The 18,728-nt window shown below is 67.6% G+C and carries 9 protein-coding genes; 4 read left to right on the top strand and 5 right to left on the bottom strand.

Features of this window, described 5'->3' with window-relative positions; genetic code table 11:
• Window position 1 precedes the first annotated feature (1 nt).
• Both SP5_RS14715 and SP5_RS14710 read right to left on the bottom strand, forming a co-directional pair.
• Window positions 2-2,173 carry a TonB-dependent hemoglobin/transferrin/lactoferrin family receptor gene (locus SP5_RS14715; protein WP_052811571.1) on the bottom strand — a complete coding sequence of 724 codons (2,172 nt, stop codon included), beginning with the start codon at window positions 2,171-2,173 and terminating at the stop codon, window positions 2-4.
• Window positions 2,174-2,556: 383 nt separating this feature from the next.
• Window positions 2,557-4,812: a glycoside hydrolase family 3 N-terminal domain-containing protein gene (locus tag SP5_RS14710; protein WP_042490144.1), complete on the bottom strand. Its 2,256-nt coding sequence runs from the start codon at window positions 4,810-4,812 to the stop codon at window positions 2,557-2,559.
• Window positions 4,813-4,978: 166 nt separating this feature from the next.
• On the opposite strand from SP5_RS14710, the gene SP5_RS14705 reads away from it, so the two are divergent.
• The 4 genes from SP5_RS14705 (at window position 4,979) to SP5_RS14690 (ending at window position 12,769) form a co-directional block, all read left to right on the top strand.
• Window positions 4,979-6,058 carry a LacI family DNA-binding transcriptional regulator gene (locus SP5_RS14705; protein ID WP_245613508.1) on the top strand — a complete coding sequence of 360 codons (1,080 nt, stop codon included), beginning with the start codon at window positions 4,979-4,981 and terminating at the stop codon, window positions 6,056-6,058.
• A 3-nt stretch (window positions 6,059-6,061) separates the two neighbouring features.
• Window positions 6,062-9,145: a TonB-dependent receptor gene (locus SP5_RS14700; protein ID WP_245613507.1), complete on the top strand. Its 3,084-nt coding sequence runs from the start codon at window positions 6,062-6,064 to the stop codon at window positions 9,143-9,145.
• A gap of 62 nt (window positions 9,146-9,207) precedes the next feature.
• Complete coding sequence (locus SP5_RS14695; RefSeq protein ID WP_042490137.1) at window positions 9,208-10,683, top strand: glucoamylase family protein; 1,476 nt, start codon at window positions 9,208-9,210, stop codon at window positions 10,681-10,683.
• Window positions 10,684-10,915: 232 nt separating this feature from the next.
• A complete protein-coding gene (locus SP5_RS14690; protein ID WP_042490135.1) occupies window positions 10,916-12,769 on the top strand; it encodes a PAS domain-containing sensor histidine kinase in 1,854 nt (617 codons plus the stop codon).
• A gap of 24 nt (window positions 12,770-12,793) precedes the next feature.
• On the opposite strand, the gene SP5_RS14685 is transcribed toward SP5_RS14690, so the two are convergent.
• Genes SP5_RS14685 through SP5_RS14675 form a run of 3 tightly spaced genes read right to left on the bottom strand, consistent with a single transcriptional unit; the run spans window position 12,794 to window position 18,615 of the window.
• Window positions 12,794-14,233: an efflux transporter outer membrane subunit gene (locus SP5_RS14685; protein ID WP_042490133.1), complete on the bottom strand. Its 1,440-nt coding sequence runs from the start codon at window positions 14,231-14,233 to the stop codon at window positions 12,794-12,796.
• On the bottom strand, window positions 14,226-15,401 hold the full coding sequence (locus SP5_RS14680) for an efflux RND transporter periplasmic adaptor subunit (protein ID WP_042490131.1): 1,176 nt from the start codon (window positions 15,399-15,401) through the stop codon (window positions 14,226-14,228). The genes SP5_RS14685 and SP5_RS14680 overlap by 8 nt, the downstream gene beginning before the upstream one ends.
• Window positions 15,394-18,615 (bottom strand): efflux RND transporter permease subunit, encoded by a 3,222-nt coding sequence (locus SP5_RS14675; RefSeq protein WP_042490129.1) that lies wholly within the window; start codon window positions 18,613-18,615, stop codon window positions 15,394-15,396. Before SP5_RS14675 ends, SP5_RS14680 begins: the two co-directional genes overlap by 8 nt.
• Window positions 18,616-18,728 lie beyond the last annotated feature (113 nt).

Raw genomic sequence — 18,728 nt, 5'->3', positions numbered from 1 at the left:
TTCAGAAACGGAGGGTAAGGGAGGCGCTGGCGTTGCGGCCCGGCTGGGTGAAGGCGATGGGCGGCGCATCGGCGGCGCCCGCGGGCAGGGGGCGCGGCATGCCGAGGCCGCGAACGTCGGACCACCAGGCATAGGTGGCATTGGTCAGGTTGAAGATACCCGCGCGCAGCGTCAGCGCGTCCGTCACCCGGGCGAACAGCGTCGCGTCCAGGATCGTGAAGGCGGCGGGCCGGAAGCATTCCGAACCGCACAGGCCGGTCGTGTCCCGCGCCGCCTTGCGTGCGCTGTGCGTCATGATGACCTGACCGCCGAAGCGCCCTTGGTCCGGCTCGCGCCAGCCGATGCCCATCACCAGCTTGAGCGGATCGACGGTGGCGAGCGGCCTGCGGGTGTCGTTGGCGGCGATCTGTTCGCCCTCCGCATAGGACAGCGCGAGTTGCCCGGTCAGGCCGTTGCGCGCACGCCCCTCGAAACGCGCCTCCGCCCCCTTCACCTTGGCGCGGTCGAGATTGACGAACTGGTACAAGGCGGGATTGGCGGGCGTGAAATTGCCGCCCATGACCTCCTGGCTGATGAAGTCGCGATAATCGGAGCGGAAGACGCTGGCCGACAGGTCGATGGCCTCGCTGTTCAGGCGCAGCCCCGCCTCGACCGCCTCGCTGGTTTCCGGGCGCAGCTTCGGGTTGGGGATCGAGGTATAGCCGAAGGCCAGGTTCGAGAAGAACTGGTTGACCTGTCCCGGCTCGGGCGCACGGAAGCCGCGTGCATAGCTGGCGAACAGGCGCAGGGCGGGGGCGAGGGTCAGGACCGCGCCGATACGCGGGCTCAGCCGGTCCGCCGACTGAGCAGCGCCGACAAATCGGGGTAGCAGCGGATCGCGATCGGGCGACAGGCGATACCAGTCATAGCGCAGGGCAGGATGCAGTGTCAGCGGACCGATGCCGATCTCATCCCCGACAAAGGCCCCGGCCAGGGTGAAGTCGGTCGTCGGAAAGGCGCGCGTCGGAAAGGTCTCGCCCGCAGGGGGAACCGTGCCGTCGCGAACACCGCGCTGGCGCAGCACGCTGATATCCGCACCCGTCACCAGCCGGTGGGTGATCGGGCCGGTCGAAAAGCCCAGCCGTATCTCGCCCGATCCGCCATAGACCCGGTTCTCCAGCGTGTTGAGCCGGGTGCGGTCGGCCAGCGTCACCCGGTCCTCGGCGCTGAACTGGCGATTGTCCGCGTCCTGGACATAGGCCGCCGCGCGCGCGAACTGGACAAGCCCGGCCCCGTCATAGGTCCAGTCCAGCCCGGCGCGCCAGCGCTTGCCCGTATCGCGCGCCTGCAACCCCGCCACATTGCGGTTGATCCCGGTCAGCACGTCGGTTTCGATGCGGTTGTCGAGATACTCGCCGGTGGCGCGCAGTCGATGCCCGGGCGCGACGTTCCAGACCAGCTTGCCGAGCAGCGCATTGGCCCGGCCGTCCTGCGGGTTGGGTGCGGTCCGGGTGACGCCGGTGCCCTCGACATCGCCCTTGTTCTTCAGTTCGGAAAAGTCGCGCCGCGTATAGGCCAGCATCGCCGATACCGCGCCCGAGCGGCCCGCGACGACCCCCGACTGGGTGAATTCCTCGTCCGCCGAACCATATTGTGTCCGCAGCGAGCCGCCGAACGCCTTGTCGCCCAGGATGTCGGCGGGATCGCTGGTGGTGAAACTGACCGCTCCCGCCAGACCGTCGCTGCCGTACAGGGCGGAGGCAGGTCCCCGCAGAAACTCGACCGACTTGATCAGGCCCAGATCGACATAGTCGCCGCGCCCGACATCCTGCGCGCCGAAGCTGAAGCCATAGGGGACACGGACGCCATCGACCTGGATCAGGACGCGGTTGCCGCCGATGCCGCGAACGACGAAGCCCTCGTTCCCTGCGCGGCCCGTCGTGCCCATCGCCGCACCGAAGCGAGTCGGCGCCCGCCGGACGCTGATCCCCGGCTCGAAACGGACAAGGTCCTTGATGTCGGTCGCCAGTTCGTCCGCAATTTCCTCCGCCTTCTTAACCGAGACGGTCACCGGCGCATCCTGGGCCTGAATGGGGGCGCGGGTTGCGGTGACGACGACATCGCGCTGCTCGGTCGCGTCTTCCTCGCGCACAGGCTGTCCGAGCGCTGCCATGGCGGCCAGCGTCAAAAACATGAATCACCCCTTTAGATATTAACAATCATTCGCATTAAGCGATGGCGGGATTTTTGCGCAACGCTAAAATGCGAATGAGTATCATTATTCTTTGTGGATAGAGGATGTCAGGGGTATTCCGGCACAAGGCGGAGCGGGGCGGGGCTCCGCATCACATCGCTACGTTCTGGGCGCGCATAGCGGTGCGGCACGGAGCCTGGAATTGGCGTGCGCGTAGAGGCGTTATGACATGGGTTTGATCCACCCCTCCCAACCCCTCCCGCGAAGGGGACGGGCTTCGCGTGGATTCCCGGCAGTGTCGTCCAGCACCGGCCCGCCTTTCATTGCTCGGGAAAGGCGGGCTTCGGATCAAGCACGGGGTGAGGGCGGGGAGGGGCGCGCGATCACGCCAGCGTGAACATGCCCGCAAGCCCCTCGGCCTCCGCCGACGGTGCGATCCAGAGGCGGAAGGCGCCGGGTTCGGTGGTCGGTTTCAAGTCGCGGCCGGTGAAGGACAGGTCGGCGCGGGTGAGGGTGAAGGTCACCTCCTGTCGCGCGCCCGGCGCCAAGGTGACGCGGGTGAAGGCCTTCATCACGCGTACCGGCTGCGTCACGCTGGCCACGACGTCATGGATATAGAGCTGGACCACTTCGGTCGCGGTCATGCGGCCGTTGTTGGTGACGGTCGCGCGGATCGTCAGCGGGGTGTCGCCCATTGTCGGGCTGCTCAGGCGCAGGTCCGAATAGACCATCTTGCCATAGGTCAGGCCATGGCCGAACGGGAACAGGGCGCTGTTCGGATGGCCACGGAAGTGCGCCTTATAGGGTTGCAGCGCCCCCGGCGGGTTGGGGCGGCCCGTGCTGCGGTGCGCATAATAATAGGGCACCTGTCCGCTGGCGCGCGGGAAGGACACGGGCAGCCGTGCCGAGGGCGACACCGCGCCGAACAGGATATCGGCGATGGCGGGGCCGTCCTGCGAACCCAGGAACCACGTCACCAGCAGGGCGGGCGCCTTCGCCACCGCGCCGGTCAGCGCCAGCGCGCGCCCGGTGCGCAGCAGCACGACATAGGGCTTGCCGGTCGCGGCGATCGCCTCGACCAGCGCCTGTTGCTCGGCGGGCACGGTGATCTCGGTGCGGGACTGCGCCTCGCCGGACATGGTCTGCGTCTCGCCGATCGCGAGAACGACGATATCGGCCGCGCGCGCCGTGGCGACGGCACGCGCCACATCGCTGCCATCGTCCAGGGTCGCGCCGGGAAGCGTCTCGCGCACCGCCGTCACCAGATCGACGGCCTCGCGGTCGGTGCCATAGACGTTCCATGGCCCGATCAGGTCATGCCCGCCGCCTGCAAACGGCCCGATCAGCGCGATGGTCTTGCCGGAGCGGGGCAGGGGGAGCAGGTCGCCTTCGTTGCGGAGCATGACGATGCTCCGCGCCCCCGCCTCGCGCGCCAGCGCCAGTGTCTGGGGTGTGCGGATCCGCGTCTTCTCGCGTGCCGGGTCGATGCGGCGGAACGGGTCGTCGAACAGGCCGAGCGCAACCTTGAGCGCGAGCACACGGCGCACCGCCTCGTCCAGTCGGGCCAGCGGAACCTCGCCCTTCTCGACCAGATCGGGTAGATATTTAAGATACAGACCGCTCTGCATCGACATGTCGACCCCGGCCAGAAAGGCCAGTCGCGCCGCATCGCGTCCGTCCTTGGCGAAACCGTGCGCGATCAGTTCCTCGTCGCCGGTATAGTCGGAAACGACCAGTCCGCCGAACCCCCATTCCTGGCGCAGGACGGTATCCAGCAGCCATGGATTGCCGGTGGCGGGTATCCCCGACAGATCGTTGAACGAGGCCATCACGGTCGGCGCTCCGGCCGCGAACGCCGCCTGGAAGGGCGGGAAATAGATGTCGCGCAGCGTCCGTTCCGACACGTCGACGCTGTTATAGTCGAGCCCGGCCTCGCCTGCGCCATAAGCCACGAAATGCTTGGCGCAGGCCGCGACGGCATCCGGCGCGGCGAGGCCGCTGCCCTGAAAGCCCTCGACGCGCGCCGCCGCCATCAACCGGCCGAGCAACACGTCCTCGCCCGATCCCTCGACGCCGCGCCCCCAGCGCGCGTCTCGGGCGATGTCGACCATCGGCGCGAAGGTCCAGTCGATCCCCGACGCCGCTGCCTCTACCGCCGCCGCGCGGGCGGTACGGCGCGCGAGGTCGGGGTCGAAGCTGGCCGCCTCGGCCAGCGGCACCGGAAAGACGGTGCGCAGGCCGTGAATGACGTCGGCGGCGAATAGCAGCGGAATCTTCAGCCGCGATCGGCGCACCGCCTCGGTCTGCATCCGGCGCGCCATCTCCGCGCCATTGCCGTTGAACACGCCGGTCAGTTCACCCCGGCGCACCATGTGCAATTGCGTGTCGAAGCTCGATGCCGCGCCCGCCGGGTTGAGCGAGGTTGCCGCGCCCCCCGCCCAGGCGGCGGCGAGCAGATTGAGCTGCCCGGCCTTTTCGGCCAGCGTCATGCGCGGGATCAGCGCCTCGACCGTCGCGGGAAGCGGTCGTTCGCCGACCAGGGAGAGAAGCGCCCGTGCCGGGCTGGCCGACCATGCCAGCGCCGCGCCCGCCCCGGCCAGCCATGCGCGTCGTGAAATCCCCCGATCCTGCCCGTCCATCCTGCTCCCTTTCCATTTCATTTTCGTGCCGTCTACGCCGTCGCCCGGATCCTATTCCAGGCCGCCGTCCGGATTTCGTTACGCCGGCCAATCGACCGATTGATTGTCATGTCCGCTTCATGTAAGCGGTTTCTGTAAGCGGTTACAAGCCCGCGACACAGAGAGGATGCTTTCGCTGGCCATGCCGCCTGCCCGACCCGATTCTGCCCCGGCCGCCACTCCGGCGATGCGCGGTGCCCATGCGACGATCCATGACGTCGCGCGGGTGGCGGGCGTTTCGGTCGCGTCGGTGTCGCGGGTGTTCAACGGGCGTGACCATGTCCGCGCCGAGATGCGTCGCCGTGTCGAGGAAGCGGCGGCGCAACTGGGTTATGTCCCCCATGCCGGAGCACGCAGCCTGAGTATGGCGCGGACCGGCGCGATCGGCGTGGTGCTGCCCGACCTGCACGGCGAATTCTTCTCCGAATTGCTGCGCGGCATGGACCGCGAGGCGAGCGCGCGCCGACTGGGACTGTTGCTGACCGTGCTCCATGACGGGCGCGGGCTCGACACGCTGGCGGCGTTGCGCGGGCAGGTCGACGGCCTGGTGGTGATGGCCCCGGAACTCGACCCCGATGTCCTTGCCCGGTATATGCCGCGCGGGCTGGCGGCCGTATTCCTGGCCTGCGCGCCGCAGGTCGGCAGTCTGAACATGCGGATCGACAATCGCGCCGGCGCCGCCGCCGCCGTCGCGCATCTGGCGGCGGGCGGGGCGAAGCGGATCGTCCATATCTCCGGCCCGGCAGGCAATCTCGACGCGCAGGAGCGACGCGCAGGCGCTGAGGCCGCCGCCGCCGAGGCAGGTGCGACCCTGAGCGTGATCGAGGGCGACTTTCTGGAGGCCAGCGGCACCATGGTCGGCGAGCGCGTCGCGGCGGGAACGCTGGCGGCGGACGCGATCTTCGCGGCCAACGACATGATGGCGATCGGCGCGCTGGTGGCGCTGAAGCGCCACGGTGTCGCCGTGCCGGAACAGGTGGCGGTCGCCGGGTTCGACGACATTCCCTTGGCACGGCTGGTAAGCCCGGCGTTGACCAGCGTCGCGATCGACATCGCGGCGATGGGTGCGCGTGCCGTGGCGCAGCTGGCCGCGCAGATCGCGGGCGCGCGCGAAGCATCTTCGGGAGAGGCATCCACCGGGGCGGACGAGGTCATCGTCCCGCATCTGATGGTGCGTGAGACAACAAGAGAAACGGACAGGGGATAGGTTATGACACGGAACGCTTTCAGGCTGGCGCTCGCCGGGGCGACGATGCTGGCGGGGCTGGGCACCGCGACGATGTGGAGCGCGCCCGCTATGGCGCAGGCCGGGCAGGCGGCGCTGCGCGGCGTGATCCGCACCGCGCCCGACAATCCGTTGCAGGGCGTGACGCTGGTCGAGGTCGATACCGGCTTCCGCCGCACGGTCGTGCCCGGCGCGGACGGCAGCTATAATTTCCCGTCACTGCGGGCCGGTGCCTATCGGCTGGAAATCCGCCTTCAGAAGGGCACGCGCAATTCCGATCAGTTCACCCTGCGTGTCGGGCAGAATGCCGGGCTCGACCTCGACCTGACCACCGCCCCGGCACCGGCCCAGCCTGCACCGGGCGACAACACCGCCGGTGAGACCGCACCGCCCCCCGCCGAGGCGCAGCAGGGCGACATCATCGTCACCGGCAGCCGCATCCGCTCGCTGTCCGGCGGACAGGTGGGCATCAACATCACGCCGCGACTGATCGAGCAGTTGCCGCAGAACAGCCGCAACTTCCTGGCCTTCGCCGATCTGGCTCCCGGCGTGCGCTTCATCGAAAGCTCGGACGGCAGCTCGCGCATCCAGGGCGGCGCGCAAGGGTCGAACTCGGTCAACGTGTTCATCGACGGCGTCAGCCAGAAGGATTACGTCCTGCGCGGTGGCCTGACCGGCCAGGACAGCTCGCCCGGCAACCCGTTCCCGCAGCTCGCGATCGGCGAGTATCAGGTGCTGTCGTCCAACTACAAGGCGGAGCTGGATCAGGTCAGCTCGGTCGCGATCATCGCGGGCACCAAGTCGGGCACCAACGAATTCCACGGCGAGGGCTTTTTCGACTTCACCAACCAGAAGCTGCGCGACCGTCGCCCGACCGAAATCTATCCGAACAAGATCGCCAAGATCCCGTCGGAGGACAAGCAGTTCGGCGTCGCGCTGGGTGGTCCGATCGTCAAGGACGTCGCGCATTTCTTCGTCAGCTATGAGGGCAAGCGGCGGCAGGTGCCGATCGACATCCTGCCGACCAACGGCGTGGCGGTGTCCAGCCTGCCCGCCCAGTATCGCGACATCTTCGGCTCGTTCAATTCGAGCTTCCGCCAGGACCTGTATTTCGGCAAGATCGATCTCGAGCCGACCGACAAGGACCTGGTCGAGCTGACCGGCAAGTATCGCAACGAGACCGGCGTGCAGATCGGCAACGGCAATGCCGCCTTCTCCACACGCACCCTGAGCAAGGTGAACGAGAAGCGCGGGATGCTGCGCTGGCAGCATAGCGAGGACTCGTGGATCAACGACGTCCGCGTCTCCTATGAGGATGTCGCATGGTCGCCCCAGCCCGCCGAGAACGGCATCGGGCAGCAGTTCCGCACCACGACGCGCAACGGCAGCAGCGTGTCGACCTTCGACCTGTTCCGCACCGGCGCCGGGCTGGGCTTCCAGGACAAGGGGCAGAAGGGCTGGACCGTGCAGGACGATTTCACCTGGACCGGCGTCGAGAACCACACGTTCAAGGTTGGCGCGAAGGCGAAATGGGTGACGCTCAACTCGCTGGAGCAGAACCTCATCAACCCGCTCTATCTCTATGACACCACCCTGCCGTCGGCGAGCGGGTTCAACGACCAGATTCCCTACAGCCTGCAATTCGGTGCGAACGGGAGTCTCGGCGATCCGCGTATCCGCTCGAAGAACTTCCAGCTCGGCCTCTATGCACAGGACGATTGGGACGTGACCGACCGGCTGACGCTGAATATCGGCCTGCGCTGGGATTATGAGCGGACCCCGGCGTTCCTGAACTACGTGACCTCCGCCGAGAACGTCAACGCGGTGTCGCCTGCCAACTATCCGAACCTGGTCAACGCCGATTACAGGATCAGCGACTATATCTCGACCGGCAGCAACCGGAAGGCGTTCAAGGGCGCATGGCAGCCGCGCGTCGGCTTCACCTATCGCCTGGACGAACAGGGCCGGTTCGCGGTGTTCGGCGGCTATGGCCGGTCGTACGACCGCAACCAGTTCGACTTCCTGCAGCAGGAACTGTCGAACGGCCGCTTCCAGCGTCGCGAGTTCCTGTTCCAGGGCGCCGACACGATCAATCCGTGTACGCCGGGACCCAACTGCATTCCCTGGAACCCGATCTACCTGACCGATGCGGGTCGCCAGCAGCTGATCGGCAATGGCGGTCCGGGCGGGCGCGAGTTCCGCTTCATCAACAACGACCTGAAGGTTCCGTATTCGGACCAGTTCAGCCTGGGCGTTCGCGGGCGGTTCAACCCGGTCGAGCTGGAGGTCGGCTATACGCGGATCGTCAGCAAGGACGGGTTCGTCTATCTGCTCGGCACGCGCCGCCCCGACGGGTCGTTCTTCGCGCCGTCGCCGACCACGGGCGCGCCGCAGGCGCCGAACACCAGCTTCGCGCCCAGCGGGTACGGCGCGATCATCCTGGGCGACAACGGGCTGGAGACGCGGGCGGACTCGGCCTATGCCAAGCTGACCAAGGCCTATTCGGCCGCCTCGCCCTGGAGCATCGACGCCACCTATACCTTCACCGCGGCCGTCGATAACCGGCCGAACAACGACCAGTCCTCCTACTTCCTGCTCGATTTCCCCAAGGCCTCGGATTACCCGATGCTGCGCTCGGGCGTGGTTCCGCGGCACCGCTTCGTGGTGGCGGGCAGCGTCGACACGCCGCTGGGTGTGACGATGTCGGCGAAGTTCCAGATCGAGAGCCCGACCTTCCAGCGTGCGCTGCTCGACACGGCGACGCCGTATCAGCGGACGTTGGTGGGTTCGGAAGTGTTCGGGCTGGGCGATCGCTGGGGCCGTCGCCAGCTCGACCTGGCGTTCACCAAATATGTGCCGCTGAAGTTCATCAGCGACGCGACGCGCATCCGCTTCCGCGTCGACATCATCAACGCGATGAACGACCGCAACTATGTTGATTACAACAACGACCCGAGCGACACGACGCGGACCCTGGGCTCGCCAAGCATCTACCGGGAAAGGTCGACCTACAGCATCGGCGGCAATCCGCCGCGCACGGTGAAGCTGTCGGCAGGCTTCAACTTCTGATGCGTCCTCCACCGTCACCCCGGCCGATGTCGGGGTGACGGTACAGAATCGAGAATAACCGCATGACGTTCGATCGACGCGATATCCTGCGCGCCACGGCGCTGGGCGGGACGGGGTGGCTGGCCGGTTGCACCGCCGGGCCGCTCGCGCCGAAGCGGGCGCCGCTGCTGGCCTTCCCCGGAGAGTTGCCAAGGCTCGGCAGCACCCCGGCGAGCGCCAGCGACCCGCTGATGGACGATATCCAGCGTCGGACCGTCAGCTATTTCTGGAACACCACCGATCAGGTGACCGGGCTGGCCCCCGATCGCTGGCCGACCCCCAGCTTCGCCTCGATCGCGGCGGTCGGCTTTGCGCTGACCACCTATCCGATCGCGGCGACGCGCGGCTGGATCACGCGGGCCGCCGCCGCGCAGCGCACGCTGGCCACGCTGCGCTTCTTCGCGAACGCACCGCAGGGGCCGGACAAGGAGGGGATGACCGGCTATAAGGGCTTTTTCTACCACTTCCTCGGCGTCACCAAGGGACATCGCTTCGCCAGGACCGAGCTGTCGACGATCGACACCGCGCTGCTGCTGGGCGGCGTCCTGTTCGCGCAGAGCTGGTTCGACGACGAGGCGGACCCGGCCGAGCGGGAAATCCGTGCGCTCGCCGACCAGCTCTACCGCGCGGTCGAATGGGACTGGATCTCGCCGCGCAAGCCTTTCGTCTCGATGGGCTGGCATCCCGAAAGCGGCTTCATCGGCTCCGACTGGAACATCTATAACGAAAGCCTGATCCTCTACGTCCTGGCGCTGGGCTCGCCGACCCATGCGCTGCCGCCGACGACATGGGACGCATGGACCGCCAAGTTCGACCCGTCCTGGGACGAGAAATACGACAATCCCTTCACCGCCTTCCCGCCGTTGTTCGGGCATCAGTACAGTCAGGTGTGGATCGACTTTCGCGGGCTGATGGACACCTATTCCAAACGGCGCGGTTTCGATTATTTCGAGAATAGCCGCCGCGCGACCTATGCGCAGCGCCGCTATGCAATCAACAATCCGGCGGGCTGGCGCGGCTATGGCGAGAATGTCTGGGGGCTGACCGCGTGCGACGGGCCGGGGGATTTCGTGCGCGAGATCAACGGGCGCAAGCGCGAATTCTTCTCCTATTCGGCGCGCGGCCCCGGCGACCGCGACGACGGCACGATCGCAGCCACCGCCGCGCTGGGCTCGGTGGCCTTCGCGCCCGAGATCGTGCTGCCCGCCGCGCGTGCGATGTATTCCACCTATGGCACCGCGATCTACGACCGCTACGGCTTTCGCGACAGCTTCAATCCGACGCTGACCCTGACCGACGTCAAGCTGCAGCATGGCAAGGTGGTGCCCTATATCGGCTGGGTCGCGGACGACTTCCTCGGCATCGACCAGGGGCCGATCGCGTGCATGATCGAAAACTGGCGCAGCGGCCTGATCTGGAAGACGATGCAGAAGAACCCCTATATCCGCGCCGGGCTGGAACGCGCCGGGTTCAAGGGCGGCTGGCTAACACCGGCATAGCTGATATTTTTCTGGCAGCAGCAGGGCGCCCTGATCACGCTGTCCCCGCCCTCCACCTTCGACGGTGTTGACCGATCGGCACGTCACCGCCGAATCCCGCGAAGGCATTGGCATGTCCATCCGGTCAGACGGGTTGCTTTATCTCTGGCCTGGCTTGGGTTAGGCCATTGCCCGACAGGGTGGCAGCAAGCGCATGACGGCTTTCTGATCAACAGCCGGGGGCGGAAGACAAATGGACTTTGGCAAGGACGACGGCGGACCGCCCGGGCATGGCCCCATGATGATGGAGCGGGTGCGTGCCCATGACTGGGCCGCGACATCGGTCGGCGCCTTGGCGGACTGGCCGCAAAGTCTTTGCACCGCTGTCGACATCATGCTCCACGCCGGTCAGGCGATGTGCCTGATCTGGGGGGCTGATCGGATCCAGATCTACAATGATGAATATGCTCGGATTTTGGGCGGCCGTCACCCCGAGGCCCTGGGGCTGTCGGCGGCCGGGACATGGCGCGAGCGATGGGACGTGCTCCACCCGTTGATCGACCGCGCCTTTGCCGGCGAGCGTGTCGCCATTCGTGACCAGCCGATCACCATGACCCGGCACGGCATCGACGAGCAAAGCTGGTGGAATTTCGCCTATTCGCCGGTTCATGATGAAAGCGGGCGAATCGCGGGACTGTTGAACATCTGTTCGGACAGTACCGAGCGGGTTCGCGCCCTTCGCGATCGGGACAGGGCGTTCGAGAATCTGCGGGAACGCGAATCCTTCACCGGCAGCGTCCTCGCCAGTTCGACCGATTGCATCAAGGTCCTCGATCTCGATGGCAAGCTGGCCTTCATGAGCGATGGCGGACAGCGGGTGATGGAGGTCAGCGACTTCAACGCCATCCTTGGCTGTCCGTGGCCGGATTTCTGGACGGGCGACGGCCATCGGGAGGCCAGGGCTGCCCTTGAGGCCGCGCGGGCGGGCCAGTCCTCCAGCTTCATCGGGCGCGCCAGCACCATGAAGGGCAACTGGAAATGGTGGCACGTGGCGGTCAGCCCCATATTCGACGCCGATGGGCGTTGGGACCGTATCCTGTCGGTCTCGCGCGACATCACCGATCTGCGTGAGAGCGAGGAAGAGCGCGACCGCTTCGTCCGGCTGGTGGAGAACAGCACCGACTTCGTGGCGATGGCCCATCTCGACGGGCGCATATTCTTCATGAACGACGCTGCCCGCAGCATCGTCGGACTGGAGGATGTGGACTATACATCGCTTTCGATCGCCGATTTCTTCCTGCCCGACGCCCTGGAAATCGTGATGCAGGACGCTCTTCCGGCCGTTGCGGAGCGGGGAAGCTGGTCGGGTGACGTGCTCTTCCGGCATTTCGGGACCGGCGAACTGATCCCGATGCTCTATTCGGTTTTCCCCATTACCGATGCGAGCGGCGAAATGGTCGGATACGGGACGGTCACCCGTGACATTCGCGAGCGCAAGCAGGCCGAGGAGGATATGCGATACCTCAACGGCGAACTGGCCCATCGCCTGAAGAACGTCCTGTCCGTCATCCAGTCGGTCGCGCAGCAGACGCTGCGCAATTCGCCCGACACCCAAACCGCCGCAAACGCCCTGTCGGCGCGCCTCGTCGCGCTGGGCGGCGCGACGGACATCCTGACCGGCAAGTCGTGGCGATCCGCCGACCTGCGCGAATTGGCGGAGCGCACGCTCGCCCCGCATGGCGGCATCGGCGAGCGGATCATCATCGACGGTCCGCCGATCGTCCTGCAACCCGAAGCCAGCATGGCCTTTGCCCTGGCGCTGCACGAGCTGGCGACGAACGCAGCCAAATATGGCGCCCTCTCCAACGATACGGGTATCGCGACGCTGCATTGGTCGGTGGACGGGGTGGACGACGACGCGCGGCTGTCCGTGCAATGGTCGGAGCGTGGCGGCCCGCCCGTCACCCCGCCGCGATGCAAAGGCTTCGGTTCCGTTCTGATCGAACGGTCGCTGCGGTCCTATTTCAAGGAATTGTCCGCGACCGATTACCGTCCCGAGGGACTGATGCTGAAGCTGAGGGGGCGCCTGGCGGACGCCGCCCTCTGATGCGGGACGCAGGCGAGGATCAGGCTATGCCGGTCGCGCAGACCATGATCCTCCCCCTAGCGCGCGGGCCAGTGCGACGGTGGCGGTCAGGCGTCGGGTCTGCAGCGACAGGGCGCTTTGCTGGTCGCGGAGCAGGCTTTCCTGGGCGGTGGCGACATCCAGATAGGTGGCCGCGCCCTTGATATAGCGATCCAGCGCGATGGCACTGGTGCTGGCGGCGGATCGGACCGCCTGATCCTGTGCGGCCTGCGCCTCGTCGAGATGACGCAACGTGGCCAGGGCATCCTCGATGTCCTGGAATGCTCCCAGGGCACGGACTCGATAGTCGGCGGCGGCGGCATCCCAGTCCGCCCGCGCGGCGGCGACATCGGCGCGCCGCTTGCCGCCGTCGAAAAGGTTGAGGATCGCGCCCGGTCCGATCGCCCAGAATATGTTCGGGGCCGCGACCAGCCCGGCCAGCGCCGTGCCCTGGAATCCGCCTGTGCCGCCCAGCGTGATCTGGGGAAAGAACGCCGCCTTGGCGACGCCGATCCGCGCATTGGCCGCCGCCATGCGCCGCTCGGCCGCCGCGATATCGGGGCGCTTGGCGAGCAGGGTCGAGGGGACGCCGACCGGAATGCTCGGCAGGTGGAGCGGGGTATCGCGTTCCGGGATGGAAAACACCGAGGCGGGCTGGCCGACCAGGCTGGCGATCGCATGTTCGGTCAGGGCGCGATCGGCCTGCAATGCGGCATATTGCGCCCGGGCTTCGCCGAGCAGCGCGCCCGCCCGGCCGACATCCATGCCCGTCGCGATGCCGCCGCGGAAGCGGTTGCGGGTCAGGGCGTCGGCCTTGGCGAGGGCATCGATCGTCTGGGTGAGCAGCGCCAGTTGCTGGTCCTGCCCCCGCAGGCGCACGAAGTCGGCCGCCAATTGCCCCTGAAGCGCCAGCTTGACCGCCGCCATATCGTCGCGGCTGGCCTCGGCGAGCGCGCGGCCGGAGGCGACCGAGTTGCGCACGCGCCCCCACAGGTCGGCCTCATAGGATATGTCGCCGCCCAGCGTCGCGGCGGTGTAAAAATCCGGCTGCGAACCGCCGCGCAAGGGGCGCTCGTCCGACTGTCGGTTGCGGAGGACGCCCGGTGTCAGTTCGACACGGGGAAACAGCCCGGAACGCGCGCCCGCCAGGGTGGCGCGGGCCATGTCATAGCGGGCCAGCGCCCCCGCCAGCGTCGGATTGTCGCTGTCGATTCGCGCCTCCAGCCGGTCGAGCAGCGGATCGCCGAAGCCGGTCCACCAGGCGGCGGGCAGCGCGGTGGCGGCGGTCGCATCGACGGGCTTCCACACCGCGTCCCCGGCGGTCGGCATCTCCTTGAACGCGGCCGGGGCGGGCAGGGCTGGCGGGCGATAGGCGGGGGCCATCGAGCATCCGCCCAGCAGCGCCAGCGCGGCACCGGCGAGCCAGCGGGTCAGGGGCTTAGCCATGATGGTTCTGCCCGACGCGGACCAGTTCGCCCTGCGCCAGCGAGTCCGGCGGGTTGTCGACGATCTGTTCGCCGGGCGTGATGCCGGACAGGACTTGTACGGTCGGGCCATTGTCCTGCCCGATATGGACCTGATGCATCACGACATGGCCGCGCGGATCGACGGTGGCGACCTGAGCCCCGCCCGCGCCGAACAGGATGGCGCTGGACGGCACCTGTGCCGCGCCCGGCTGTCCGGGCAGATCGAACCGCGCCTGGGCATAGCCGCCGGGTTTCAGCAGGCCGTCGGGATTGTCGGCGAGCAACTGGACCCGGAACGCGCCGGACTGGGGATCGACCGCGCTCGACAGGCCCGCGACCGTCGCGGTGAAGCGGCGGCCCGGAAAGGCGGGGACGGTCAGCGTCGCGGTCATGCCCGGCTTGATCGTGGCCGACAGCGACTGCGGGACGTTGACATAGACCCTGATCCGATGCGTGTCGGCGACGCCGAACATCGGTGCCTGGGCGGCGGCACCGGGACCGACGAGATCGCCGACCTCGGCATTGCGCGCCGTGACGACACCGGCAAAGGGTGCCCGGACCACGGCATAGCGCTTCATCGCCTCCAGCCGCGACAGGGCGGCGCGCGCTTCGGCGACGCCCGCCGTCTTGACCGCGAGATCGCCGTTCTTCTCGTCGACCTCCTGCTTGGACACCGAGGAGGTGGTCAGCAGGTCGCTCCAGCGCGCCGCCGTACTGCGCGCCAGCTTTTCATGCGCAACGGCACTGGCGAGCGCAGCGCGCGCCTGGCCGATCTGCTGGTCGAGTTCGGGCGTGTCGATGACCCCCAGCGCCTGTCCGGCCGCGACATGCGCGCCGATGTCCTGCGACCAGCTGCGCACATAGCCGCCGACACGGGGGAAAAGCCGCGCGGCTTCCCAGGCCTCCAGCGTGGCGGGCAGGTCCAGCGCTTCGCTCGCCGCGCCACGCTGGACGGGGATCAGGTGGACGGTCGGGATGGCGTTGGTGGCGGACCAGCTGGCCGCCGCCGCGACGTCATGGCCTCGGGTCAGGGTTCCCACGCCCACGGTCCCGATCGCCAGCACGGCGGCGGCAAGACCTGCGATCTTCAGGCCCTTGGGGCTGGGCGTGTCGGCCGACACAGCGGGGGCCGGGGCGGCGTCATGCATGGATGGCTTCTCCGTTGGGCATAAGGGGGGTGGGCGCGGTCGCCTTCTGGCGGCGATGCGCGATGGCGAAGACGACGGGAACGAAGACGAGCGTGGCGAGCGTGGCGCAGAGCAGCCCGCCGATCACGGCACGGCCGAGCGGCGCATTCTGCTCGCCGCCTTCGCCCAGGCCCAGCGCCATGGGGGCCATGCCGATCATCATCGACAATGCGGTCATCAGGACCGGGCGGAAGCGGGTGGCCCCGGCTTCCATCGCGGCCTGGATCGCATCGCCGCAGGCGGCCAGCCGTTCGCGGGCGAAGCTTACAACCAGCACGCTGTTCGCGGTCGCCACGCCCATGCACATGATCGCGCCGGTCAGGGCGGGCACGCTGAGCGGCGTATGCGTCGCGAACAGCATCCACACGATCCCGGCGAGCGCGGCGGGCAGGGCGGAGACGATCACCAGCGGATCGATCCAGCTCTGGAAGTTCACGACGATCAGCAGGTAGATCAGGATGACCGCACCCGCGAGGCCGAGGATCAGGCCGGTGAAGGCGGTGTTCATCGTCTCCACCTGTCCGCGCATCGCGACCGTCGCGCCCTTGGGCAACTGGCTCTTGGTCTGGGCCAGCACCCGGTTGATGTCGGCGGCGACCGCGCCCAGATCGCGGCCCTGCGGCGTCGCATAGACGTCGAACACCGGCTGCACCGCATAATGCGACACCAGCGCGGGGCTGGGTTCGCGGTGCAGCGTGCCCAGCGCCTGCAGCGTCTGGAAGCTGCCGGGCGCGCTGCCGGTGATCGGCAGGTTGTCGAGCTGCTCGATGGTGCTGGCGCGATATTGCGGCGACTGCACCACGATCGGATAGGACACGCCGTTCTTGGGGTTGAGCCAGAAGGTCGGCGCGACCTGAGAGCTGCCCGCGAGATTGACCGACAGGCTGCGGGTCACGTCATTCTCGGTGATCCCCAGGCGGCTCGCCTGGGCGCGGTCCACGTCGACCGCATATTCGGGATAGTTGGACGCCTGTTGCAGGCGGACATCGGCCAGCCCCGGCACCTTCGACAGCCGGGCGACCAGCATCCGGGCATAGGCTTCGTTCCCCTTCGTGTCAGGCCCGGCGACCTGCACGTCGATGGGGGCGGGCGAACCGAAGTTCAGGATCTGGCTGACGATATCGGCGGGCAGGAAGGCGAAGGACGAGCCGGGGAAGTCGCGGGGCAGCTGTTCGCGCAGCGCCTTGACGAAATCGGGCGTCGGGCGGTGGTCTTCCTTCAGCGTGACCAGGATGTCGCCGTCCTGCGGGCCGACGCCGCCGGTGTTGGAATAGGCGCGGTTGATGCCGCTGACCGGCAGGCCGATATTGTCGACGATGGTGTCGAGCTGGTCGGCGGGAATGACCTGGCGGATGCGGTTTTCGATATGGTCGAACAGCGCCGCCGTCTCCTCGATCCGGGTGCCGACGGGCGCGCGGACGTGCAGGCTGATCTGGCCCGCATCGACCGCGGGAAAGAAGTTGCGGCCGAGCATCGGCACCAGCGCGAACGACATCAGCACCACGATCATGAAGCCGATGACGAAGGGCCGCCGCCGGGCGAGCGCGAAGGCGAGCAGGCCGGTGTAATAGCGGCGCACCGCCTCGAACCGACGCTCGAAGCCATGCTGGAATCGGCGCAGCGGGTTGCGGCTCTCCGGGCGTCCGGCCTGCGCGTCGTGGCTGACCATCACCTCGGCGGTGTGGGAACTGGCATGATCGCGCAGCAGGTAATTGCCCATGGTCGGCACCAAGGTGCGCGACAGGACGAACGAGGCGATCATCGCGAACACCACCGCCATCGCCATCGGCGCGAACAGGAAGCCCGCGACGCCCGGCAGGAAGAACATCGGTACGAAGGCGATGCAGATGCACAGCAGCGAGACGAAGGCCGGGCCGACGATCTGCTTCGCGCCGTCCAGGATCGCGTCGCGCACCGACTTGCCCTGCTCCAGGTGCCAGTTGATATTCTCGATCGTGACGGTCGCGTCGTCGACCAGGATACCGACCGCCAGCGCCAGGCCGCCCAGCGTCATGATGTTGAGCGTCTGCCCGGCGAGCGCCAGCCCGGCGATGGCGGCCAGGATGGCGAGCGGGATCGAGGCGGCGATGATGACCGTCGATCGCCACGATCCCAGGAACAGCAGGATCATCAGGCTGGTCAGCGCGGCGGCGATCACGCCTTCGCGCATCACGCCCGACACGGCCGCCTTCACGAACACCGACTGGTCGGACAGCGGCTTGACGCTCAGGCCCGGCGGCAGCGTCGCCTCCAGCCTGGGCATCAGCGCCTTGACCTGATCGACGATCGCGATGGTCGAGGCCGACCCGCTCTTCAGTACCGTCATCAGGACCGAGCGTGCGCCATCGACGCGCACCTCGTTGCGCTGCGGCGGCGAGCCGTCGCGGACATGCGCCACGTCGCGCATCAGCACGGTCGTCCCGTCGATCGTCCTGATCGGCAGGTCGTTGAGATCGTCGATCGCGTCGGGACTGTTGTTCAGGCGGAGATTATATTCATACTGGCCGATCTTGGCGGTGCCCGCAGGCACGATCTGGTTCTGCTGCGCCAGCGCGTTGGCGACGTCGGTCGCCGACAGCCGGTGCGCCTGAAGCGCGGCGGGATCGAGGTCGATCTGGATCTGGCGCTCCTTGCCGCCATAAGGCGAGGGGATCGCCGCCCCCTGCACCGAGGCCAGCGCGGGGCGGATCATGTTCTGGCCGAGGTCGTAAATCTTCTGTTCGGACAGGCCCTTGCCCGAAAGCGCAAGTTGCAGGATCGGCACGGTCGAGGCGTTGTAGTTCAGGATCAGCGGCGGGGTGATGCCCGGCGGCATCTGCTTCAGCACGGTCTGCGAGGCCGACGTCACCTGCGCGGTGGCGGTGCGGATATCGACGCCCGGGCGGAAGAAGATCTTCACGATGCCCACGCCCGACAGCGACTGGCTTTCGATATGGTCGATGTCGCCGACGGTCGCGGACAGCGACCGCTCGTAATAATAGATCACCCGCCCCGACATGTCGCGCGGCGGCAGGCCGCGATAGGTCCATACCGCCGCGATCACGGGAATGCGGATGTCGGGGAAGATGTCGGTCGGTGTCTCGACCGCCGCGATCCCGCCCCCCAGCACGATCAGGATCGCGAGGACGACGAAGGTATAGGGTTTGCTGAGGGCGAGCTTGACGAGCTGAAGCATGGGCGTCCCGGTGACCGTCAGGGATGGGCGGTGTCGGCGACGGCGCGGGGATCGAGGGGTTGGGGAACCCGCAGTCCGTCGTCGACGGGGGGCTCCATCGCGCCATATGCGGG

The organism is Sphingomonas parapaucimobilis NBRC 15100, from assembly GCF_000787715.1.
Lineage (GTDB): Bacteria > Pseudomonadota > Alphaproteobacteria > Sphingomonadales > Sphingomonadaceae > Sphingomonas > Sphingomonas parapaucimobilis.
This window is presented reverse-complemented; position numbering and strand designations above follow the sequence as displayed.